Below are 22,876 nucleotides of genomic sequence, written 5' to 3' on the forward strand. Positions count from 1 at the left end.
GAACGGTACGGAATTTAAGCGTTGATGCGTTTGAGTTTGACATTCTCGACCGGCCGGATCACCAGCGGCACTTTCTCGATTTTCACGGCGCTGCTGTCGAGGCCAAACCAGCGGTCTTCGGGTGTCGTAAAGCCCTTGATAAAGAAATATAAATCCATCACGATTCGCTCGCGGAAGGGAAGGTCGTTTTCGTAGGAAAGAAATTTCTCCAAAACCACAAACCGGAAATCCCCAATCACGTTCTGGCGGCTGAGCGACTCATACCGGCTGGTGATATCCACCTCTTTGTTTTTCACCAGGTCTTCGATTACCCGCCGGAAAAACAGATTGATCCGCTGCTCAATCCGGAAACCGAGTCGGAAGGTAACCTTGTAAACGTCGTCGGGGGCAATGGTATTCACTTTGTATTCCATCGTATACGGATCGTCGGTTGTATCGACGTGGATAAACCAGTAAATATCCGCCCGTTTGGGCCGTTTCTGAAAAATGGAGTAAATAATCTTCGACTCGATTTCGGCCGCGCGCGCTGCGTTGCTCATGAACACCAGGTGCGTGGCGTATTTCGGAATGCTGATGTCGCGGCTCAACTCCTTCAGCGGTTGGATATATTGATCCAGTTTGACGTATTCGGTCAGCCGGAGTTTGATTTTGCTGGCGCTGAGCCAGATAATCATTACAGCCGCCATCACACCCGCAATCAGGGTTGACACCCAGCCGCCGTGTACGAATTTAGCCAGGTTGGCAACCAGGAAGCAGCCTTCCAGAAACAGGTAAAACGACAGAAAAAACAGCACAAACCAGGCGTTGTATTTGTGCGAATACATGTAGTAACTGAACAGAATCGTGCTCATGAGCATCGTGAGCGTGATGGCCAGCCCATACGCAGCCTCCATGCGGGACGATTCCTGAAAATACAACACCACTCCGATACAGCCCATGAACAACAGCCAGTTGATGCTCGGAACATATAACTGTCCTTTTTTATTGGTCGGGTAGCGCAACCGGACTTTCGGCCAGAAGTTCAGCCGGATGGCTTCGCTGATGAGCGTAAAGGCCCCCGTAATCATGGCCTGGCTGGCAATCACGGTGGCGGCTGTGGCGATGACGATTCCGGCAAACAGAAACCATTCCGGCATCAACCCGTAAAACGGGTTCCGGTCGCCGAGGGGTTGCCCGGCCAGGCTTTCTACAAATGCCCCCTGACCAAAGTAGTTGAGTAGCAGACAGCTTTTGACAAAGCCCCAGCTAACCCGGATGTTGCCCCGACCACAGTGGCCCATGTCGGCATAGAGAGCTTCGGCGCCGGTGGTCGACAGGAATATGGCTCCCAGCAGCCAGAAAGCGCCGGGGTAATCGTTCAGAAAATGATAGGCGTACAGGGGATTGATAGCCTGAAGGATCGATACATCATCCACAATTTTCAGGATTCCCAGCGTACCCAGCATCGTGAACCAGAGCAACATGACGGGGCCGAATGCCGTACCGACCACGCTGGTGCCAAAGGTCTGGATCAGAAACAGAAAGGCCAAAATGCCGATCACAATCGGAACCGTGGGAATATCTGGGTAAATAATGCGAAGCCCTTCAATGGCCGATGAAACGGAGATAGGGGGCGTAATAATGCTGTCGGCCAGCAGCGAGCTACCGCCAACAATGGCGGGAATGGTCAGCCAGGGAGCGTGCCGCCGAACCAGCGCGTAAAGGGCGAAAATACCGCCTTCACCCCGGTTGTCGGCCCGCAAGATCAAAATGACATATTTAATAGTGGTCTGTAAGGTAATGGTCCAGAAAATGCAGGAGAGCGCACCCCTAACAATATCTTCCTGAATGGGCTGTTCGACACCCACTACAGCCCGTAGAACGTAGAGGGGAGAAGTACCTATATCGCCGTAGATAATACCTAGAGCAACCAGCAGCCCGGCTGCGGTTACTTTGTCCAGGTGTTTTTTATCTTCCATAGACAACAAAGGCCGTCCTTTAACAGAAACGGCTGGTGAAATCCGGGCAAAGATAAGGGGAAAAAAGGAGAATGGAGAAAAGCGGGTAGGAAAAAGGCGGGTTGTCTCTCGCAAAGCCCCGGGCAGATTCTTTTTTCGGTTTTTATAACGGTTAATCCTGGTATTATGCCGGATACTTAAAATGCTCCGGCCAATAAATAGACATTAAGAATAATAATCAGGGCAGCAACAGCCCAACTAGTGATGGTCAGCCAGCGGGGGTTCACGAAGCTGCCCATTTTTGCCCGGTTGCTGGTGAACAAAACCAGGGGTACAACGGCAAAGCTAAGCTGGACAGAAAGCACTACCTGACTGAAAACCAGCAGCTCGGAGGTTCCGCGTTCGCCGTATAGGATGGTGACTACCAGGGCAGGAACGATGGCAATCAGGCGGGTGATGAGCCGACGCAGCCAGGGTTTCAGCCGGATTTTCAAAAATCCCTCCATCACGATCTGGCCCGCGAGGGTGCCGGTCAGGGTTGAATTCTGCCCCGATGCCAGGAGTGCGATGGCAAAAATAATGCTGGCGGCCGTGGCACCCAGGATCGGATCAAGCAGGCGGTGAGCATCGGTGATGTCGGCTACGTCATGGTTCCCGGACGTGTGGAAAGCCGCAGCCGAGAGGATCAGAATCGCAGCATTGATAAAAAAGGCCAGGAAAAGGGATACCGTAGAATCGATCGTAGCAAACCGAATGGCGTTTCGGCGACCGGTTTCGGTGCGGGAAAAATTCCGGGTTTGTACGATGCTCGAATGTAGGTACAGGTTATGCGGCATTACGGTAGCGCCCAGAATCCCGATGGCGATGTACAGCATCCCCGGATTGGTGACGATTTCTTTTTGCGGAATCAGTCCGCCCAAAACCGCCGAAACTTCGGGCCGGGCCAGGATAATTTCGTAGGCAAAACAAAGCAGAATCACGAAAATCAGAGCGGCAACAATGCTTTCCAGCCAGCGGAATCCCTTGTGTTGAAGGTAGAGCAGCAGCAGCACATCCAGCGCCGTAATACAAACCCCGACGGCCAGCGGAATCCCAAACAGCAGATTCAGCGCCAGCGCCGAACCGATTACTTCGGCCAGATCACAGGCTGCAATGGCAATTTCGCACAACACCCACAAGGCTACGGCCACCGGGCGGCTGTAGTGGTCGCGGCAGGCCTGGGCCAGATCCCGGCCGGTAGCAATGCCCAGCTTGAGCGACAGATGTTGCAGGAGCATCGCGAAGAGGTTCGAAATCAAAATAACGGATAGCAGGGTGTAACCAAACCGCGAACCCCCGGCGATGTCGGTCGCCCAGTTGCCGGGGTCCATGTAGCCCACCGCTACCATCAGCCCTGGTCCGGCAAAAGCCAGTAGCCGTTTAAAAAAAGAGCCGGTTTCGGGTACAGGAATGCTGCCGTGCACTTCCGGCAACGAGTTTACCTCATTTTCCAACTTCCATCCCGGTGCCATCGTGGTTGTATTTTTCTTTCTGACCATAGCCTTAGACCGCTATTGATTCTGTATTCCTAGTAACGCAACAAATATATCAAATGTTTCTAAATAAAAATTTAGGCTAGTCTAAAAATTTTTTGAACCGCAAGAAAAAACTAAATTTGTGTGTAGTACAATTGGCGGGTTGCCACGATCCGGTACCGTTCGTTGTCAGAAGTAGTATTGGACGGACCGAAGCCGCCCTGTGCCTATGCATTCATTCACGGAAGAAAATTATTTAAAGACCATTTACTACCTGGCAACGCGTCAGGAGGGGGAGGTGACGACCAATTCGCTGGCCGAAATGACGGCTACGAAAGCGGCCTCCGTATCGGATATGCTGCGAAAACTGGCCGACAAACAGTTGATTCACTATAAAAAATACCAGGGCGTCCGGCTGACGGAAGAAGGCGAACGAGTGGCCCTGAAAGTGATTCGGCGACACCGGATCTGGGAGGTTTTTCTGGCTGAAAAGTTGGGTTTCGGCTGGGATGAGGTCCACGAAATGGCCGAGGAGCTCGAACATATTCGTTCCGAAGAACTCGTAGAAAAGCTTGATGCTTTTCTGGGGTATCCGCAATTCGACCCCCACGGTGACCCGATTCCGAGTCCGGCCGGGCACATGCCGACCATCGAGTATGCCAAACTGTCGGAGGTTTCGGTGGGTACGGAGGTGCAGGTGATGGGGGTGCTAGAACACTCACCGGAATTTCTGCAACACCTCGATAAAACGGGTCTGAACCTCGGCTGTCGTGTCCGGGTGCAGGATGTCAACGCGTTTGATAAATCGGTTTCTGTACAGATCAATCACGAAAAAACGTTGTTTGTCAGTAACGAAGTAGCCCGCAATCTCCTGGTGAACTGAAACCGGAGCGAGCGACTGTACACCGCTTTCATGAAACTTCTCGATTGGTATATCTTAAAACGCTTTCTGCTGACGTATTTCTTTGTCGTCATGGTCATCGTACTGGTGGTCTGTGTGGTCGATTACACGGAGAAAGTGGACGACTTTTACAAGCACAACGCCCCGGCCGACAAAATCCTTTTCGACTATTACCTCAATTTTATTCCGTACTGGGCCAATTACATCAGTCCGCTGATGGTATTCATCGCGACGGTTTTTATGACGTCGCGGCTGGCGGCCAAATCGGAGATTATTGCCATGCTGAGCAGCGGCATCAGTTTTGTGCGGTTGATGGTGCCCTACGCGCTCGGTGCGCTGATTCTGGGGGTGGCGACGTATTTTCTGGTGGGCTGGGTGGTGCCGAAAGCCAACCAGACCCGGATTGCGTTCGAACTGAAATACACAAAAGATCCGTACACCTACTCCGGCCATAACATTCACATCAAAGTAGCGCCGAATGTCTACGCTTACCTCGAAAGCTATAACAACCAGAGCAATACCGGCTACAAATTTACGCTGGAAGAGGTGAAAGGTAACCAACTGCTGCAAAAACTGGCGAGCGATCGCATCGAATGGAGTCCCGCCAAGAAAAAGTGGACGGTGTATGATTATTCGGTCCGGAAAATCAATGGCCTGGAAGAAACGCTCACCCACGGGGAAAAGATCGATACCCTGCTGAACCTGTACCCATCGGATTTCGACAGCGATTTTAGCCTGTATGAGACGTTTACCTTTCCCGAACTCGACAATTACATCAACCTGCTCATGAGCCGGGGGGCCGATGGGGTCGAAACGTATTTGCTCGAAAAATATTCCCGGCAAACGCGCCCCTTTGCCATCATCATTCTGACAGCGATCGGCGTCATTATGTCAGCCCGGAAAAGTCGAAGGGGGGTAGGTTGGCAGGTGGCGCTGGGCTTCATTCTGGCGTTTGTCTACCTGCTCTTTTTCATGCTGGCCAAAGGGATTGCCGAGTCCGGCAACCTGGACCCGATCGTGGCTGTCTGGCTGCCGAATATCATTTTCACCGCTATTGGGGTGTTGTTGTATCACACCATTCCGCGCTAAATGGGCAGAGGGCATGGGGTAAAGGGCATAGGGAAAATAAGTCCCCAAACCCTCTGCCCCATGCCTTCTGCCCCGAACCCCATGCCCTTTGCCCCATGCAAAAAACCACCACCGCCGATTACCTGCACCTGCATTTTCTGGTCCTGATCTGGGGCTTTACGGCCATCCTGGGGCTATTGATTTCCGTCTCAGCGCTGACGCTGGTGGCTTACCGGACGTTGCTGGCCGCGCTCGGTCTGGCTGTGGTGCTGATGGTTCAGAAAAAGATGGTTGCGATCGCACCGGCCGACCGGCTGAAACTGCTGGCAACGGGCCTGGTCATTGCGTTGCACTGGGCGTTGTTTTTCGGAGCTGCCCGGGTCGCCAACGCGTCGGTCTGTCTGGCCGGAATGGCCACCGGTTCGTTATGGACGAGTTTGCTGGAACCTCTTTTCTTCCGACGGCGACTGCGGCTGGTCGAGGTGACGCTGGGGCTGGTCGTCATGGCTGGTTTATACCTAATTTTCCGCTTTGAACTCGACCGGGCCGTGGGCTTGCTAATGGCGGTTTTTTCGGCCATGCTGGCGGCCGTTTTCACGATCATCAACAGTCGGTTTACCCGGCGGTATTCGGCCCTGACCATAACCTTTTACGAAATGTGCGGAGCGTTTGGTGGTTCACTGGTGTTTCTAGGCCTATATTTGGCGCTTGGTTTGGAAAAGCCGCAGGCTTTATGGCCCCAGCCTACCGACTGGATCTGGATCTCCATTCTGGCGTTGGTCTGCACGGTGTATGCCTATTCAGCGGCTGTGGTGCTGATGCGTAAATTTTCGGCTTTTGCCATCAATCTGACGGTTAATCTCGAGCCGGTTTACGGGATTATGCTGGCCTGGCTGTTTTTCGGTGACCGCGAGCGGATGACCACCGGTTTTTACATCGGTACGCTGGTTATTCTGGTAGCCGTGCTGGCTTATCCGGTATGGAGTCGGAAACAGGATAAATCGTATTCGGTCTGAGCATCATACGGTACGAAATACCCACCGCAGAATTTGTAACAAGTATCCAAACGGATGAATAAACGAATTACACCCGACCGTTTTGTTTTTTTGCTGCTTTTGGGCTGTTTTCTGCTGGTAGCTCTTCCGTTGATCGCACTGGCTTTTTACAACCAGCCTTCACCGGTAGATGACTATCCGTTTGCCGACACAGCCCGGAAATATGGGGTCTGGGCGGCCCAAAAGTTTTATTACGACGGCTGGACGGGTCGCTATTTTCACAACCTGATGGTCCATACCGGACCCTTGGTCTGGGAGTGGTACGATGCATACACGCTCTTTCCAATTCTGTTGCTGATTGTGCTCTGGCTAGGGTTCTATGCGGTTATTCGTCGCTTAACCCGGTTTGTACTGTCTCTCGCGGAACAAATCGTTGCCGCTTCGGCGGGCACATTCCTGTTTATCTCGCAACTGGTTTCGATTCCGGAGTTTTTCTACTGGTACGCGGGTCTGGCCTGTTACTCGGTTTCCTGCGTGTGCTTTTTGTTCTTGATCGATGCCTTAATGGCGCACGATCAGCTTCAGTTTCGGCTCAACGGGCCGTTGTTGTTGATCGAATCCCTGCTGGTGGCTGTGATCATCGGGTCCAGCGAAACCAGTATGATTATGGCGATGGCCCTGCTCGGAACGATCTTGATGGCCCTGCTCATTTACCGGCGAAAACTCCCGGCTTCTATGCTGGTATTATTTGCCATAGCCGGTATTTGCTGTTTTTTCCTGATTCAGGCACCCGGCAATGCCGTGCGCATGGGCGGAAACAGCAAAAGTCAGGATCTGGTCTTTTCGGTGACGGAGACCCTTAAGTATAGCCTGTCGTATTTTCCGAAGCAGCTATTTCAGTCTCCGCTACTGCCACTATCCCTGCTTTTTCTGCCCATTGCGTACCGACTGACCGACAGCCGTAACCCGACCCGGCGGTATTTTGAGGTACATCCGATTCTGGCGCTGATACCCTATGTTGGGTTGCTGTTTGTGCTGACGCTGTTGCATTTCTGGGCCGTTGGGGTTCAGCCGGTGGCTCGTTTGCTCAACGCCATTAACCTGGTCCTGATTGTCGGCTGGTTTTACAACCTGACCATTTGGGTTCGGGTATTCCGGCAAAAGGTAGGCGTCGTGTCGGTTCTGAGTCGTTATCGGTGGCCGGTGGTCGCGCTGGTTACGCTGGCGCTGGGCTACACAACGGTCCGAAACACGAATTTGCGCATGGCCTACGACGATCTGCGGTCTGGGCGGGCAAAGGAGTTTCATGATGCAATCGACGAAAGGGTTGCCGAAATGGGCCGCAGTACGCGTGATACCGTTACGCTGGCTCCGCTGCCGGTACGTCCGGTTTCGTTGTTTCTGGGTGATCTGGACCCCCATACCGACGGTTTCTGGAATAAATACTGGGCAAGCTACTATCACAAAAAAGCTGTACAACTGCGGGCCGATTCGGTTAGGACCCAGGCCCGGTAAAGCGTATTTGAAAACAGGGTGTTTTAACGATCGTATGGAAAAAGTCTCTTCGCTGCTTGCCAGACCGGTAATTGCGGGCCTTCTGTTTCTAGTGCCCCTGCTGGCGTTTGCGGTATTCTTTTTTCGGTATAGTGCCAATGTCCCCTGGTTTGATGATTTTGAAAGCATTCCGTACTTTCTCCAACGGTTTTTGGATCTGCCAGGCTGGCGGGACAAGGCCGAAGCACTTCTGCGACCCAACAACGAACACCGGGTGCTTTACGCCCGGCTGGTGGTCTGGGGCTACTACCTGCTGACGGGCACTATCAACTTCAAGGCGTTGATGTTCATCGGGAATGCGTCCTTTCTGGTCGTGCTGGCGCTCTTTTACCAGAGCCTGCGCCGGGCCGGGTTGCCTGCCTGGTACCTGTTGCCGGTGCCGTTTCTGCTGTTCAATGCCCAAAACCAGCTTCTGACCTTTACAGCCCTCTTTACCCTGCAATACCTGGCCATCATCATGCTGGTATTTCTGTCGATCTACCAACTGGCCAAAAATGCTCCCTCGTCGTTTGGGCTGGCCATTTTACTGGCTTTTCTGACAACGTTCAGTATGGGTAACGGTATGCTGGTATGGGCTGCAGGTGCGGTAGTGCTGTTCTATCAGCGGCAGTGGTTGCGGCTGGGTGGCTGGCTGGGGTTGATGGCGCTGGCAATCTACCTGTACTTTTACGGCTATCCGGTGCAGCAGGGCAACCAGGAAGGGTTTGCGTTTCTGGCGGAGCATTTCTTACAGATTATCAGCGGCTTTTTTGTTTTTATCGGGAGCTTCTTCGATCTGGTGCCCCAATGGCCTCTTGCCTGGCGCAGTATATTCCCGTTTGTTGCCGGGATCGTAATGGTCGGTTTTCTGGCGGTGTGGAGCTTTCAGGTGTTGTTCCGGACAACTAACCAGCCGCCGACCCATTGGAATGCTTTTTTCCTGGGATGTCTGGTGTTTCTGATCTGTAACGCAGGCATTGTGGCGCTATTTCGCACCCGGTTTGGCTTCGGGATGATGGTCTGGGGATCGTACCGGGCCTACGCCATGGTGTTGATTTCGATTACGTACCTGATTTTTATCGGAAGCCGGTCAGCCGCTGGTAACAGACGAGAAAGGTTAGTGCCGGTTTTTCTGCTTCCGGCGATGGCTATTGCCGGGTTGTCCTATGTATTCGGGATACCGATTGCCGTGGATAACCTGAATATGAACCGGGCTAAAATCTTCGATCAACACTACAATCAAACCGGTTTGGGCGGTACGTATAACTCAAAGTTGGGTGATTTTATCGCGATGAACATCGATCTGATGAAAAACCGGGGCTGGTATGAACTGCCCCGGCCCAGTCTTTCGGAGGATGAGCAGCGGCTGTTCGAGCCTGTTTCAGGCACAATCATCAAACCCGACTGGGCCGTGTCGGAGGCCGGAGGCTTTATCTCGGTCGATAGTCAGGATGCGGCCTATCCGCCGAATTACGCCGGAACCGTCTTCCTCATTCTAAAATCGAAAAACCGCACGTACGTCTGGACGGGTCAGAAAAGACGCCCTTCCAGGCGTAATCCGCTGGCCGTTACGGCCGGTTTCCGGTCGTCCCTACCCAAATCGATGCTGCAACCCGGACAGTATCGGTTGGGTGTGCTGGAGGTTCCCGACGATGGCCCTACGACCATCCGGTACACAGATCGGTTTGTAACCGTTCAATAAGTCTTCCGGATAAAGTGCAAAGTAGGAAATGTCGCAAGTGTAGGATAATCTCCTATTTTTGTTGCGCCGTATTTCATTCATAACTTGATTGTACGTTGACCGACCACGCTACCGCACCTCCTGAAAGAATATACATTGTTATTCCGCTCTTCAACGATTGGGAGGCACTGGGCCTGCTCCTGGAAAAAATCCGCGAAACCGTTGATTTCGCTATTCGGCAATACGTTCATTTTTTGATTGTTGATGATTGTTCGGTGACTAATTACGACCGGCTACCGATGGATACCGGCTGCTCATTGTCGATTCTTCGGCTGTGGCGAAATGTAGGTCATCAGAAAGCTATTGCGCTGGGGCTGTCGTACCTGGCCGCGCAACCGGATGTATATACGACAATTGTGATGGATTCCGATGGCGAAGATCAGCCACAGGATATCCCCCGGTTGCTGAAAGCTTCGCTGGAAAAACCGGGTCAGATTGTTTTTGCGCACCGGGCGAAGCGGAGTGAGAGTCAGTTGTTCAAGACCTTCTATCTGATTTACAAGACGGTTTTTAAAATCCTGACGGGTAAGGCCATTACGTTTGGGAATTTCAGTGTGATACCGCCCACGTTGCTACGTAAGTTGGTCAATGTCTCCGAAATCTGGAATAACTACCCCGGCGGGGTCATTCGCTCGAGACTTCCCTACCGCTCGATTCCGATTGAGCGCGGGACGCGGCTGGCGGGGGAGTCGAAGATGAATTTCGTGTCGCTGATTCTGCACGGGCTGAGTGCCATCTCGGTGCTGATGGAAGCTACGGCGGTTCGGATTTTTCTGTTCTGCATCATTACGGCAGCCATTTCCTCGGTAGCCATTACATTTGTCGTGCTGCTGCGTTTTACTGACCAGTGGATGATTCCAGGCTGGGCCAGTTACGTGGTTTTCTCCCTGTTTATCGTCATTCTTCAGGCTTTTTTAATCTCACTCCTGCTGGTTTTCATCGTGCTGACCTACCGAACGCAGTCGCACTTTATTCCGGCAAAACAATACGGGGACTTTGTGGAGCGGGTAGAGCGCGTGTATTGACTCCGAAACGTAACCCAGTACTGAAATGCAATCATCCGATCCACAGATTTCGATAGTCGCCCCGCTTTACAACGAGCGGGAGTCGTTTCCACACCTTGTTTCGCGGCTCAATGCCCTGATGGATAGTTCGGCATTATCAATTGAAGTGGTGCTGATCGACGACGGTAGCCGCGATAACACGGCCCAACTCATGCAACAACTGGCCCTGACCGACGACCGCTACCACTGCGTGTTTCTGGCCCGGAACTACGGCCACCAGATTGCCCTGACGGCCGGGATGGCAGCCGCCAAAGGTACCGAAGCCCTCTTTATCATCGATGGTGATTTGCAGGACCCGCCCGAACTACTGGGTGAGTTTTACGCGAAATTTCAGGAAGGTTATGATGTGGTGTATGCCGTCCGGAAAAAACGGAAAGAAGGCTTTTTCAAGAAAACCGCCTATTTCCTGTTTTATCGCTTCATGAAATCCATTTCGTACGTCGATATTCCGCTCGACAGCGGAGATTTTTCGCTCGTCAGCCGCCGGGTGGCCAATGTCCTGAACCAGATGCCGGAAGAAAGCCGGTTTATTCGCGGGATGCGAAGCTGGATTGGCTTCAAACAGATCGGCGTCGAATACGAGCGCGATGCCCGGGTGGCGGGTGAGGCCAAATACACGTTCAAAATGCTGCGCCGACTGGCCTACAATGGGATTTTCAACTTCAGCGAGTTTCCGATCAAGTTCGTGACGAACCTCGGTATGATGTCCATCGGCATTGCGGTTTTGTATTTTATCCAGACGCTGATCAAGAAATACTTCTTCGGGGGCGTTCCGGAAGGCTTCACGGCTTTGCTATTTACCATTATTCTGTTCGGGGGTATTCAGCTCATTGGCCTGGGTCTGATCGGAGAATACGTGCTGCGGATTTTCTTCCAAAGCAAAGGCCGCCCGCTCTACATCGTCCGGGAAATCATCCGAAAAAAAGAACGACAGTCGTAGTTAAGAATTAAGAGTTAAGAGTGATGAGTTAAGACGGGGCCGCCCGGCGGTTGCTCTGCCACTATTGAATTAGAATGCGTCAGCCAACTCTTAACTCATCACACTTAACTCTTAACTGAAAAAAGGGATGCTCTTTAATTCGCTCCAGTTCGTATTGTTTTTTGTCGTCGTAACGCTGGCGTACTACAGCCTGCCCTGGCGCGGCCGTTGGGCTCTGCTGTTGGTCGCCAGTTGTTACTTCTACATGGTCTTCAAACCGGCGTATATTCTAATCCTGTTCCTGACCATCGTGATCGACTACTACGCCGGGATCTGGCTAGAGCGAACCAAACCGGGCGCGTCGCGAAAATGGCTGCTGATCGTCAGTTTGATTTCCAACATTGGCATTCTGGCATTCTTCAAGTATTTTGGATTTTTTACGGATAGTGTCGTCTGGCTGCTCGAACACGCGAACCTCGACGGCCCCGCTCAGCTTGTTAACCGAAAAGCTATCAGCCTGCTCAACAAAGTACTGCTGCTCTTCGGACAACCGAGCACCACCTCGTTCAGCATTGTCGATTCCATTCTGCCCATCGGTTTGTCGTTTCACACCTTTCAGGCCATGAGTTACACCATCGAAGTGTATCGCGGCAACCAGAAAGCCGAGCGGCATTTCGGGATTTATGCGCTGTATGTAATGTTTTACCCGCAACTGGTGGCCGGTCCGATCGAACGACCGCAGAACGTTTTGCACCAGTTCCACACGTATTTTCACTTCGATTTCGAAAACCTGAAAGCCGGGTTGATGCGGATGGCCTTCGGTTTTTTCAAGAAAGTAGTCATTGCCGACCGCATGGCCGAAATCGTTAGTCATGCCTACGCCAATCCGACCGAACACAATGGCCTGACGCTGCTGGTGGCAACGGTGGCTTTCAGCATCCAGATTTACTGCGACTTTTCCGGGTATTCCGACATTGCCATCGGCGCGGCCCGGTCGATGGGCTTCACGTTGATGGAAAACTTCAAAACGCCCTATTTTGCCCGTTCCATCACCGAGTTCTGGCGACGCTGGCACATCTCGCTCTCCACCTGGTTTCGCGATTACCTCTACATTCCGCTGGGCGGAAACCGGGTGAGTCAATCCCGGCGGTACCTGAACGTGTTCATCGTTTTTCTGGTCAGCGGACTGTGGCACGGCGCGAGTTGGAACTACGTGATCTGGGGCGGTTTGCACGGGGCCTACCAACTCATGGCGGGCTGGCGCGACCGGGCGTTCGACCGCTGGGGCATCCGGTTTCCGGAAGAAAACAAGGCCTACCAGTTGCTGCAACTGATCCTAACGTTCATCCTGGTCATGCTGACCTGGGTGTTTTTCCGCAACCACAAAGCGCCGGTCGCCAACGCCTTCACGATTCTCGAAAAAATTATCTTTTCGCCTTTCGACGGACCGCTCGTCACGCCGTTTAATACTACTGAACTCTGGTTCTGCGTGTTGCTGGTGGCGGTTTTGGCCGTGAAGGAAAAATTCTTCCTGACCATCCCGACGCGCAATACCGTCCTGTTTTTCATCCTGTTCGCGCTGATCTGCTTCCTATCGTACCTGTTCGGGATTTTCACCTCGAATCAGTTTATCTACTTTCAGTTTTAAATCGTTATTTTTGATTAAATCAACGCGAAAAACATGGAAACCCTGTCAATTCCTGCCGCCCCGTCGACCGAGGACGAGAAGGCTCCGCTTTCCTTCCGGATTTGGCAGATCAAAACGCAGGAAGAATTTTATCAATTCTGTCAGGACAACGCCGACTACCGCTTCGAGCGCGAACCCGACGGCCGCATTGTGCTTATGCCGAATACAGGAGGAAAAACCGGGTCGCTCAATTCGGAGCTGACGACCGATGTGACAATCTGGAACCGCCAGAAAAAATTGGGTCGGGTCTTTGACTCGTCAACGGCATTTCATCTACCCGACGGCAGCACGCGCTCGCCGGACGTGGCCTGGGTGAGTTCGGCCCGCTGGAACGAGCTGTCGGAGCGCGAACAGGAGCAGTTTCCGCCCGTATGCCCAGATTTTGTCATCGAACTGGTCTCCTCCACCGACTCGTTGAAAACCGCCAAAGCGAAAATGACCGGCGTCTGGATCGCCAACGGCTGTCGGCTGGCCTGGCTGATCGATCCGAGAACCGAAACCACGTACCTCTTCCGGGCCAACGGGGAGATTCAGATCATAACCGGTTTTGACAAAACGTTGTAGGGCGAGGAGGTGCTGCCGGAGTTTACGCTCGATCTGGCGGCTCACGTCCGCTAACGAGTAAGATCCGGGCCGGGGCTGCTTTCGGATGAGAAAAGAACTGATCACCGAAATGACCCTGCCAGTGGCTAACAGACTCCGATTTCCGAGTTTTTTCCTTCTTTTTCTAATCGGGCTGGTCACGGCGGCTAGCGTCAGGGCGCAGGAACCCCGCTTCGAGTCCGAAATTAAAGCTTACGAAACCAAAGCTGCCAACGATCCGCCGATTCCCGGTTCGACGTTCTTTGTCGGCAGTTCGACCTGGCGGTTGTGGGGTTCAACGCTGGAAGAGGATTTCAGCCGGTTTAGCCCGGTCAACCGGGGCTTCGGCGGAGCCACCATCCCGGATGTGCTGCGGGTGATGGACCGGATTATTCTGCCACACCACCCCGCCCGCATCGTCTTCTCCTGCGGGGGCAACGACCTGGCTAACGGCGATGCGCCCGAAACGGTTGTAAAAAACTTCCAAGCCTTTCTGGCAAAACTCTGGCAGGAAAATCCGCTGGCGGAGGTCTATTTCGTCGCAAACCGACACTCGCCCGCCCGGCACGCGGTTTGGAAACAAGCGAACCGATTTAATGACCAGGTCAAAGCGCTGGCCGGAAAGTTGGACGGGTTGTACTACATCGACGTGGTGCCGCTGACGGACGGAAAAGACGGCAAACCGCGAAAGGAACTGTTCATGGCCGACGGTCTGCACCTGAACCGGGAAGGACAGCAGCGCTGGATTCCGGTCATTACGGCTGCGCTGGAAGCCGGTGATCAGGTGCGCGAAAAACCGGATCTGGCCGAGTTGCAAAAGGAACGGGTTGCTGCCGGAATCTTCCAGGCATCTGCCCTGGCTCCGCCCAAATCGGTGAAACTGAACATCGTTTTTATCGGCAACAGCATCACGGCGGGTGCGGGCTTGCAGAACCGGCAGACGGAAGCGCCACCGGTTTCGGCGACGGCCTACCTGAAGCAGCAGGCCGGAATCGATTCCGTAGTGTTTTCGAACCAGGGCGTGGGCGGTTACACCACCGTCGATTTTCTGCCTGCAACCAACAAGGCTTTTGGCAAGGTGATCCAGGCGGCTGACGGTTTTAAAACCGATCCGGTGGGACAACTGGTGTTTTCCATCGTGCTGGGCACCAACGACAGCGCCATCCAAGGACCCAACGGCGCGCCGGTTTCGCCCGAAGCCTACCGCGCCAACCTCAAAACCATCGCCGACCGGTTGCTGACCGATTATCCGGGCTGCAAGCTGGTCATTCACCACCCGATCTGGTACAGCCCGACCACCTATAACCGCTCGAAATACTTGCAGGAAGGCCTGGATCGTTTGCAAACGTATTTCCCAAAGATTGACGCGCTGGTGTCAGCGTACGGAACGACGCATCCGGGGCAGGTTTACATCGGCGATACGCAGGGGTTTGCCTACTTCAAAACCCATTACCTGACCGACTTCCAGCACGAAACCGGCCAGCAGGGCACGTTTTTCCTGCATCCCAACAAACAAGGCTCGGCCACGCTGGGCATTTTCTGGGGTGAAGCCATTCGGAAGGCGGTTTGGGCAACCAATTAGTCCATCGGGCGGTTTTGAAGCCTACCGCCCAATGGCTACTTTTCGCAGAATTGAGTCGATGATTTGCAGGGTCGTGACACCGTCGGCTTCGGCTTCGTAGTTGAGCAGAATGCGGTGGTTGAACACGTCCGGGGCTACTTCCTTGATATCTTCCGGCAAGACATAATCCCGCTGGTCGAAATAGGCGAGGGCCTTGGCCGCCCGGTTGAGGTGGATGCTGGCGCGGGGCGACACGCCGTACTGGATGTACCGGGCTTCGTCGCGCAGGTTGTAGTCGAACGGTCGGCGGGTAGCAAACACCAGTTCGATGATATAGCGTTCGAGCGTTTCCGAAATCGTGATTTTGTTGATCTCGTTCTTGATCGCAACAATATCTTCCTTGTCCAACACCGGCTGGACTTCGTAATCAAAATTCAGGTTCGCCATCCGGCGCATCACCTCCAGTTCCTCGTCTTTCGACAGATAACCGACGAACACCTTCATCATAAACCGGTCGATCTGGGCTTCTGGCAGTGGATAGGTTCCTTCCTGCTCGACCGGGTTCTGCGTCGCCAACACCAGAAACGGCTTATCCAGAATGAAGGTTTCTTCCCCAATCGTGACCTGCTTTTCCTGCATGGCTTCCAGCAGCGCCGACTGCACCTTGGCGGGCGAGCGGTTGACCTCGTCGGCCAGAATGAGGTTGGCAAAAATCGGCCCCTGCTTCACCTCGAAATCACCCGATTTCTGGTTAAAAATCATCGTACCGACCAGGTCGGCGGGCAGCAGGTCGGGCGTAAACTGAATCCGCTGAAAATCCAGTTGCAGCGCCTTCGCCAGCGTGTTGATGGTCAGCGTTTTCGCCAAACCGGGTACGCCTTCCAGCAGGATATGACCGCCCGTAAACAAGCCAATGAGCAGCCGGTTGAGCAGTGCCTGCTGCCCCACCACCACCTTGCCCATCTCGTCGAACACCTGGCGGATTTTGGTATGATAGGTAATGTCTGATGTCATACAATATCGAATATCGAATAACGAATATTGAATAACGAAAAACGGCCAATTACTTCGCTATTCGTTATTCAATATTCGTTATTATTTAACCGCTTTAACAAATCGTTCTTTTCCGTGAATATCCTTGAAAATCTGGACGTTATGGTAGTCGCGTTCTTCGAAAACCTGCTGCGTCTGGGGGCCGAACCGCTCGTTGATTTCGACGTAACAGGCTCCGCCTGCTGTCAGATGCTGGTGCCCGAAATCGGCGACGGCCTTGTAAAACAATAACGGATCCTGGTCTTCGACAAACAACGCCAGATGCGGCTCGTAGCGTAGCACGTTCGTTTCCATTTGTTCGGCTTCCGACAACGTGACGTACGGCGGATTGCTGACCACGCACTCGAACCGCCGGTTTTCTTCGCCCACATTCAGGATATCGCGTTGCTCGAAATCAACCTCCGCTAGCAGCGTCCGGGCGTTCAACCGGGCTACGTCCAGGGCTTCGGGCGACACGTCCCAGGCCAGAACCGACGCCTGGGGCAGAAACCGCGCCAGCGTGACAGCGATGCAGCCGCTGCCGGTGCCGATGTCGATGATGTTCAGTTGGCCGGTCGTTTCGGCATAATCCCGCACGATGAGCCGGATCAGTTCCTCGGTTTCGGGGCGCGGAATCAACACCGCCGGAGAAACCTGAAACTCCAGTCCGCAAAACTCCGTTGTCCCGATGAGGTGCTGAACGGGTTCGTGCTGGTTCAGCCGACGGACCAACTCGTCCCAATCGGGTTGCGGGGGCGTGGCCGGAATCGGTTTTCCGGCGACCACATCGGTTCGGCGGAGCAGGAGGTAGTGTTCGAGCAACAAAAATACGATTGCGCGGGCTTCTTCCGGGCGGTACCCTTCCAAACGACCCACCAGCGAATCAAATAACGACTTGGCTGTCATCATGCGGACGGAAAATTTGCGTAAATCTAAGCCTTCGTCCGACAGATTTTATGGATTTTACCGATTTCTTTACAGCGGTTTCATCAAACGGACCCCAAAAACCGGTGACCGACGACCTGATTTTTATGTCCCGCGCCCTCCAACTGGCCTGTCTGGGCCGGGGGCACGTCAGCCCGAACCCGCTGGTGGGCTGTGTGATTGTCTACCAAAACCGCATCATCGGCGAAGGCTGGCACCGGCAGTATGGCGGCCCACACGCCGAAGTCAACGCCATACGCTCGGTGGCCGACGAAGCGCTGTTGCCTGAATCGACTGTCTACGTGACGCTCGAACCTTGTTCGCATTTCGGGAAAACCCCGCCCTGCGCCGATCTGCTGATCGAAAAACGGGTGAAGAAAGTGGTGGTCTGCAACGACGACCCCAATCCGCTGGTGGCCGGTCGCGGGTTGGCAAAACTGCGGGCGGCCGGAATCGAGGTAGAAACCGGGCTGCTGACCGAAGAAGGCCGGGAACTGAACCGCCGGTTTTTTACCTTCATCGAACAGCAACGTCCCTATCTGATCCTGAAATGGGCCGAAACCGCCGACGGGTTTCTGGCTCCGACTGATTTTCAGCCCATTCCGATCAGCAGCGCGCTTTCGCGGCAGCGGGTGCACCAATGGCGGACGGAAGAAGATGCTTTTCTGATCGGGACCAACACCGCCCGCTACGACAACCCGCAACTGAACGTCCGGTCGTGGGTCGGCCGGAATCCGGTCCGGATTGTCATCGATAAAGCGTTGCAACTGCCGCCCTCACTGCACCTTTTCGACGGTTCGCAGCCGACATTGGTATATACGGTTTCGCCAGTGGACGAAACCGTTATGAATACTCCTAAAGTCGAGCGCGACCCCGGCCCTAAAGGGGACTTGGACAGAGTAAAATCCGGATTCACAAAGTCCCCTTTAGGGCCGGGGTCGCGCTCGACTTTAGGGGTAAAAGCACCGATTTCAGGAAGTATGACAAAATATGTCCAGCTAGACCCCGAAGCCCCGTTTCTTCCCCAACTCATCGCCGATCTGTACCGGCAAAAAATCCAGTCGGTGGTGATCGAAGGCGGGGCGGCTTTGCTGGAAAGCTTCCTGAGCCGGGGACTTTGGGATGAGGTCCGGGTCTTTAAAAGCACGAAGGTACTGGGCGAAGGGCTGGCTGCTCCGACGGTTCGCGGGCGGCTGGTCGATACGGAGCGGGTAGGGGAGGATTGGTTGATGACCTACCGGGCTATCGGTAGTGCCGGCTAAGAACGAAAAGGCGAATCCTTTCAAATCCGCCTTTCTGATTTGTAGAGCGAGTTGTTGTTTACTGTTTGGCAAAACCGCCATTTACTGGATGGCAATCTGGCGGGTGGGTTGGTCGGGTTTTTGGGTTGCCAGCGTAACGTTCTGGGTCGTTGTTTCGGCTCCGTTGCTGATCACCACCTGATACTCGCCATCGGGCAGGTTGCTGACATCCATCCGCAGCCTGGCCGTGGCCTGATTTTTCCCAATCTGCTGCACGAACAAGGTGGTCCCTGCGTTGTTTTTCAATTGAACCACGACCGGACTGCCGATTTGTTTGTCGATGGCCACATGAAGTTTGCTGTCCGTGGTGGGGTACATCCCACTTTGAAAAGCCGCAGCTTTTTGCGGACGACCGATGGGTTTGTGGGGTTCGGCTACTGAGGCAGTGAAACTAAAAACCGTCAGGGTGAAAGCAGCGAAGAGAGTGTTTACGAGCGTTTTCATGGCGTATGTTGTTTGTGTTGTGTCGGTTTGTTTAATCCGTTTTGGATGAGTCAAAGGTCGGGAGATGGCCGGGGAAACGCTGTCACAAATGAGTCAATCGCTGGTACTTTTGGGAAAAAGGCGAGAAAACCGGTTTTGGGTGGAAAATTTGTTCCAGTCAATCCGGTTTTTCCGGCCGAGTAAAAGAGTTTAACTAGCTTGCATCAGTTTTGGTCCTTCATTGAATACTTCATGAATCACCTCTTTGGGAAGGAAAAATTTGGTAGAAGACTCGTATGGAGTGCAGCCTTTCTGAGTCTTTTTTGCGGCAACGTGCTGGCGCAGGACAGTACGCGGGTGATCATCGATACCAATGCCGTGACGGTCGCGGAAAAACCGGTTCGCTCAGGAATTTTTCACCGGGTTGCGCAGGACGGTGTCAACACCTTCCACACGATTGTGAAGGCCTACGCCCGGCCCCTGCACTGGCAGAAACGGGATGTTCTCCGGTTTGGCGGGGCCCTGGCAATCTCAGCCGCCGGGTTATTAATTGAAAAAGAGTTGTATGCGTTCACTCAGCGAAACCAAACCCCGGCGCTTGACCGGCTGGAACGGGTCGGGTTTCGGCTTGGGCAACCGCAGCTTAATTACCCCATTATGCTCACGCTCTGGGGCAGTGGGGTGCTGTTGAACAACGACTGGCTCCGGGATACGGGCATCATGGTGATTGCGTCGGTCACCACGTCCGGACTGATCCAAACCGCTTCCAAGGAAATTTTCGGTCGGCCCCGGCCCAATACCGGGCTGGGAAACGTCGCCTTCAAGCCCTTCGGCGGACCGGCTTACCACTCGTTTCCGTCGGGCCACGCCAGCCTGGCGACGGCGACGTTCTGGGTGCTGGCGAAGCAGGTCCCGTATGTGCCGCTGAAAGTGGTTTTTTATGCCTTACCGATTATCACGAGCGCGTCCCGGATTTATGTGGGCGCGCATTGGCTCTCCGACGTATTTTTGGGCACGGCCCTGGGCATTGCCTTTGCTGAAAGTGTAGTACGCCTGTATCCCCTCGTGAAAGCCAACCGCGCCATTTCGGTCAAGGTGACGCCCGTGGGACTGCTGGTTAATTTTTGACGGTACTCCAGACGCTCAACGAGACGTGAGCCGACCTCCCACTATCACATCCGAAACGGTCAGCGAATCCGTCAGCACGACCAGATTGGCCACAAAACCGGGCTCGATTTTTCCCAGCGAACTGCCTAGGCCCAGGATGTCAGCCGGAACGGTGGATGCCATCCGAAACGCTTCGGCCGGGTCAATACCGACATGCCGGATGACGTTCCGAACAGCGTCGAGCAGGGTAATGGACGAACCGGCCAACTGCCCGGCCGTGTTCGTATAGCGCCCGTCTTCGTACCGAATCGCCAGGTCTTCGAAGGTGCAGGAAGCCCGGGGTGGGTTGGCAAACAGCGCGTCCGAGATCAGAAACAGACGGTCGCCGAGTAGGCGTTTGGCGATCCGGATCGTCGCCCAGTCGCAGTGAAAACCGTCGGCCACGATGCTGGCCCGAACCGTTGGATGGTCGAAAATGGCCCCGACGCAGCCCGGTTCCCGGCTCTCGAACGGACGCATGGCGTTATACAGGTGCGTTGCCAGTGGAATACCAGCCTGAAAAGCCGCCGTGGCTTCCTGATACGTTGCGTTACTGTGGCCCAGCGACAGCCGGATTCCGGCGTCGGACGCTGGCCGGATAAGGTCAGAAAGCTGCTCCGAAGGGAATAGTTCGGGCGCGAGGGTCAGAATTTGCACCACGTCACGCCCTTTTTTGAGAATATCGTTCAATTCACTCTCAATCGGTGACCGAACGTGCAACGCGCTGTGAACCCCGCGTTTGACCGGATTGACATACGGCCCTTCAAGGTGCAGGCCCAGCACACCCACGGGATTGGTTTGTCGGACTTCCCGAACGGCTTCTATCGCTTGCAAAACGGCTTCGTGGGCGGACGAAAACAGCGTGGGCAGCACCGAAGTCGTGCCGTTTTTCAGGTGTGTTTCATAAAGATGAGAAACGGTTTGGGCCGTGGGCGCTGCATTCAGAAACTGCTCGGAGCCGCCGTACACCTGCAAATCAACCAAGCCCGGTACGAGCCATTGACCCCGCAAATCCATCGCGTTCGCATCAGCCAACCGGCTCGTCGTTACCTCCTGAATCAGGCCGTTGGCGATGCGCACCGAGGCCCCGGTCAGCACCCCGGTTCCGGTAAAAACCATCGCGTTGGTGAGGGTAAGTTCCTGCATGACGGAAGCCTATTGATTCCAGATTTCCCAGGCTTTTTCGGCCTGCAAATGCAGCATGGGCAGTCCGTTGTGTGTGGCCGCGCCGTGCTCACGGCCCTGTTGCAAAAACCGGGTTTCGACCGGATTGTACACCAGGTCGTAGAGCAGATGGCGCTTCGTCAGCATCCCGTACGGAATCGCCGGGCTGTCGTCCACGTTTGGATACATACCAACCGGCGACGTGTTGATAATCAGGCGGTATTCGTCCAGGATTTCGGGCGTGATCGATTCGTAGGCCAGTGCTTCGGCGGTTTGTCGGCGTGAAATGAGCCGGTATCGGATTTGCAGGTCGTCGAGGGCGGTCAGGACGGCTTTGGCGGCCCCGCCGTTACCCAACACCAACGCATGAAGGGTTTGCGGGCCTATTTCCAGGGAGCGAAGCCAGTCTTCTAGCGATAAGCGAAACCCGTAATAGTCGGTGTTATAACCGATTTTCCGGCCATCGGGCAGAATCCGGATGGTATTGACGGCTCCGATGCGCCCGGCCGAGGCCGGATCAAGTTCGTCGAGAAACGGAACGACGGCCTGTTTGTGCGGAATCGTAACGTTCAGGCCGACGAGGTCGGGCGTCGACGCGATCAGGTTCGGGAAAGCCGAAATGTCCGGCAGTTCGAACAACTCGTAGCGGCTGTCCGGAATGCCTTCTTTTTCAAACTTTTCGGTAAAATATTTCTGGGAAAACGAATGGGTCAGCGGGTACCCAATCAGTCCGTAACGGTGCATAGCGTGGCTGAAATCGGTTGCCCAAAGCTACAACCAAAACCGGGAAAGCCGCTACGGAATGACTTAAATTGCGGTTTTGACCACGACCGAAAAAATGGCATCCCGAATCCGGATGGTATCTGCACCTGTGCGGCCGGGCGAATCGCTTTCCGGATCGATCACGAACGTCGCGTTCAGATGACCTTCCAGTTGCCGGGTTGTGGGATTATAAGCGTCAATAATTACTTCGTTCTTCTCGGTTTTTGCTACGTACAGATTGTACCGGTCGCCGGTGGCTTTGTCACCGATCCGGGTATACGCCCAGGCGGAAAGCGGGGTGCCGTTGAGGGATTCCCAGCGGGTTGGTTGCAGAGAATAACTGCCGGGCTTAGTGGGCAGTTGGTTGATACTGAGCCATTCGACCTCTCCGGCCGCGTGGAATCGTTCACATTCCTCAACCATAACATTGACACTGTCGTGGTGGAAAAACGTGGCCGTTGAAGCCGCCGACCATTCCTGCTTGTTTTTCAGGGCCATGAAGTTCCCGCAGTTGGGAAGCTGGGGAACGCCTATTTTCTTATTATCACAATTCAGCAAAAAACCGATTAAGGCCAGCAATAGAATGTTCTTCATGGATGGTATGGATGGTGATTAGCCATTC

At 54.0% G+C, this 22,876-nt stretch carries 20 protein-coding genes; 12 read left to right on the forward strand and 8 right to left on the reverse strand.

The genetic code is table 11. From position 1 onward, the window contains the following. Positions 1–14: 14 nt before the first annotated feature. Positions 15–1,958, reverse strand: a complete 1,944-nt coding sequence (locus tag ACO2Q8_RS12870) for a KUP/HAK/KT family potassium transporter (protein WP_423345221.1) — start codon at positions 1,956–1,958, stop codon at positions 15–17. Between the two features lie 176 nt (positions 1,959–2,134). After that, positions 2,135–3,448, reverse strand: coding sequence for an Nramp family divalent metal transporter (locus ACO2Q8_RS12875; RefSeq protein WP_423345222.1), 1,314 nt, complete (start codon positions 3,446–3,448; stop codon positions 2,135–2,137). Positions 3,449–3,680: 232 nt separating this feature from the next. On the opposite strand from ACO2Q8_RS12875, the gene ACO2Q8_RS12880 reads away from it, so the two are divergent. From ACO2Q8_RS12880 to ACO2Q8_RS12925, 10 genes are all read left to right on the forward strand, one after another. After that, positions 3,681–4,334: a metal-dependent transcriptional regulator gene (locus ACO2Q8_RS12880; RefSeq protein WP_423345223.1), complete on the forward strand. Its 654-nt coding sequence runs from the start codon at positions 3,681–3,683 to the stop codon at positions 4,332–4,334. Positions 4,335–4,364: 30 nt separating this feature from the next. Beyond that, positions 4,365–5,441, forward strand: coding sequence for an LptF/LptG family permease (locus tag ACO2Q8_RS12885; RefSeq protein ID WP_423345224.1), 1,077 nt, complete (start codon positions 4,365–4,367; stop codon positions 5,439–5,441). A gap of 95 nt (positions 5,442–5,536) precedes the next feature. Continuing rightward, positions 5,537–6,436, forward strand: coding sequence for a DMT family transporter (locus tag ACO2Q8_RS12890; RefSeq protein WP_423345225.1), 900 nt, complete (start codon positions 5,537–5,539; stop codon positions 6,434–6,436). A 54-nt stretch (positions 6,437–6,490) separates the two neighbouring features. Then, entirely contained in the window at positions 6,491–7,930 is a 1,440-nt protein-coding gene (locus ACO2Q8_RS12895; RefSeq protein ID WP_423345226.1) for a DUF6056 family protein, read from the forward strand. A gap of 34 nt (positions 7,931–7,964) precedes the next feature. After that, a complete protein-coding gene (locus ACO2Q8_RS12900; RefSeq protein WP_423345227.1) occupies positions 7,965–9,650 on the forward strand; it encodes a hypothetical protein in 1,686 nt (561 codons plus the stop codon). A 95-nt stretch (positions 9,651–9,745) separates the two neighbouring features. Next, a complete protein-coding gene (locus ACO2Q8_RS12905) occupies positions 9,746–10,714 on the forward strand; it encodes a glycosyltransferase (protein ID WP_423345228.1) in 969 nt (322 codons plus the stop codon). A gap of 25 nt (positions 10,715–10,739) precedes the next feature. After that, the gene (locus ACO2Q8_RS12910) at positions 10,740–11,693 is read left to right on the forward strand and encodes a glycosyltransferase family 2 protein (protein WP_423345229.1); all 954 of its coding nucleotides are present in this window, start codon (positions 10,740–10,742) and stop codon (positions 11,691–11,693) included. Positions 11,694–11,820: 127 nt separating this feature from the next. After that, positions 11,821–13,320 (forward strand): MBOAT family O-acyltransferase, encoded by a 1,500-nt coding sequence (locus tag ACO2Q8_RS12915; RefSeq protein ID WP_423345230.1) that lies wholly within the window; start codon positions 11,821–11,823, stop codon positions 13,318–13,320. Positions 13,321–13,353: 33 nt separating this feature from the next. Next, complete coding sequence (locus ACO2Q8_RS12920) at positions 13,354–13,923, forward strand: Uma2 family endonuclease (RefSeq protein WP_423345231.1); 570 nt, start codon at positions 13,354–13,356, stop codon at positions 13,921–13,923. Positions 13,924–14,044: 121 nt separating this feature from the next. Further along, positions 14,045–15,523, forward strand: coding sequence for a GDSL-type esterase/lipase family protein (locus ACO2Q8_RS12925; RefSeq protein WP_423345232.1), 1,479 nt, complete (start codon positions 14,045–14,047; stop codon positions 15,521–15,523). Positions 15,524–15,544: 21 nt separating this feature from the next. On the opposite strand, the gene ACO2Q8_RS12930 is transcribed toward ACO2Q8_RS12925, so the two are convergent. Both ACO2Q8_RS12930 and prmC read right to left on the reverse strand, forming a co-directional pair. Beyond that, positions 15,545–16,516: an AAA family ATPase gene (locus ACO2Q8_RS12930; protein ID WP_423345233.1), complete on the reverse strand. Its 972-nt coding sequence runs from the start codon at positions 16,514–16,516 to the stop codon at positions 15,545–15,547. A gap of 81 nt (positions 16,517–16,597) precedes the next feature. Then, positions 16,598–17,443 (reverse strand): peptide chain release factor N(5)-glutamine methyltransferase, encoded by an 846-nt coding sequence (prmC, locus tag ACO2Q8_RS12935; protein ID WP_423345234.1) that lies wholly within the window; start codon positions 17,441–17,443, stop codon positions 16,598–16,600. 122 nt (positions 17,444–17,565) lie between these two features. Here prmC and ribD point away from each other — a divergent pair, with 122 nt between their 5' ends. Then, on the forward strand, positions 17,566–18,720 hold the full coding sequence (gene ribD, locus ACO2Q8_RS12940; RefSeq protein ID WP_423345278.1) for a bifunctional diaminohydroxyphosphoribosylaminopyrimidine deaminase/5-amino-6-(5-phosphoribosylamino)uracil reductase RibD: 1,155 nt from the start codon (positions 17,566–17,568) through the stop codon (positions 18,718–18,720). 81 nt (positions 18,721–18,801) lie between these two features. Here ribD and ACO2Q8_RS12945 read toward each other — a convergent pair whose 3' ends face one another. After that, positions 18,802–19,203, reverse strand: a complete 402-nt coding sequence (locus tag ACO2Q8_RS12945) for a hypothetical protein (protein ID WP_423345235.1) — start codon at positions 19,201–19,203, stop codon at positions 18,802–18,804. 231 nt (positions 19,204–19,434) lie between these two features. Between ACO2Q8_RS12945 and ACO2Q8_RS12950 the strand changes: the two genes are divergently transcribed. Continuing rightward, entirely contained in the window at positions 19,435–20,310 is an 876-nt protein-coding gene (locus tag ACO2Q8_RS12950; protein ID WP_423345236.1) for a phosphatase PAP2 family protein, read from the forward strand. Positions 20,311–20,325: 15 nt separating this feature from the next. Here the strand turns inward: ACO2Q8_RS12950 and nagA are convergent, their stop codons facing one another. The 3 genes from nagA to ACO2Q8_RS12965 form a co-directional block, all read right to left on the reverse strand. Continuing rightward, positions 20,326–21,474: an N-acetylglucosamine-6-phosphate deacetylase gene (nagA, locus tag ACO2Q8_RS12955; protein ID WP_423345237.1), complete on the reverse strand. Its 1,149-nt coding sequence runs from the start codon at positions 21,472–21,474 to the stop codon at positions 20,326–20,328. Between the two features lie 9 nt (positions 21,475–21,483). Further along, a complete protein-coding gene (locus ACO2Q8_RS12960) occupies positions 21,484–22,236 on the reverse strand; it encodes a shikimate dehydrogenase family protein (RefSeq protein ID WP_423345238.1) in 753 nt (250 codons plus the stop codon). 63 nt (positions 22,237–22,299) lie between these two features. Continuing rightward, entirely contained in the window at positions 22,300–22,848 is a 549-nt protein-coding gene (locus ACO2Q8_RS12965) for a hypothetical protein (protein WP_423345239.1), read from the reverse strand. Between the last annotated feature and the right edge of the window lie 28 nt (positions 22,849–22,876).

Origin of the sequence: Larkinella sp. VNQ87 (genome assembly GCF_049445795.1) — a bacterium.
GTDB lineage: Bacteria > Bacteroidota > Bacteroidia > Cytophagales > Spirosomataceae > Larkinella.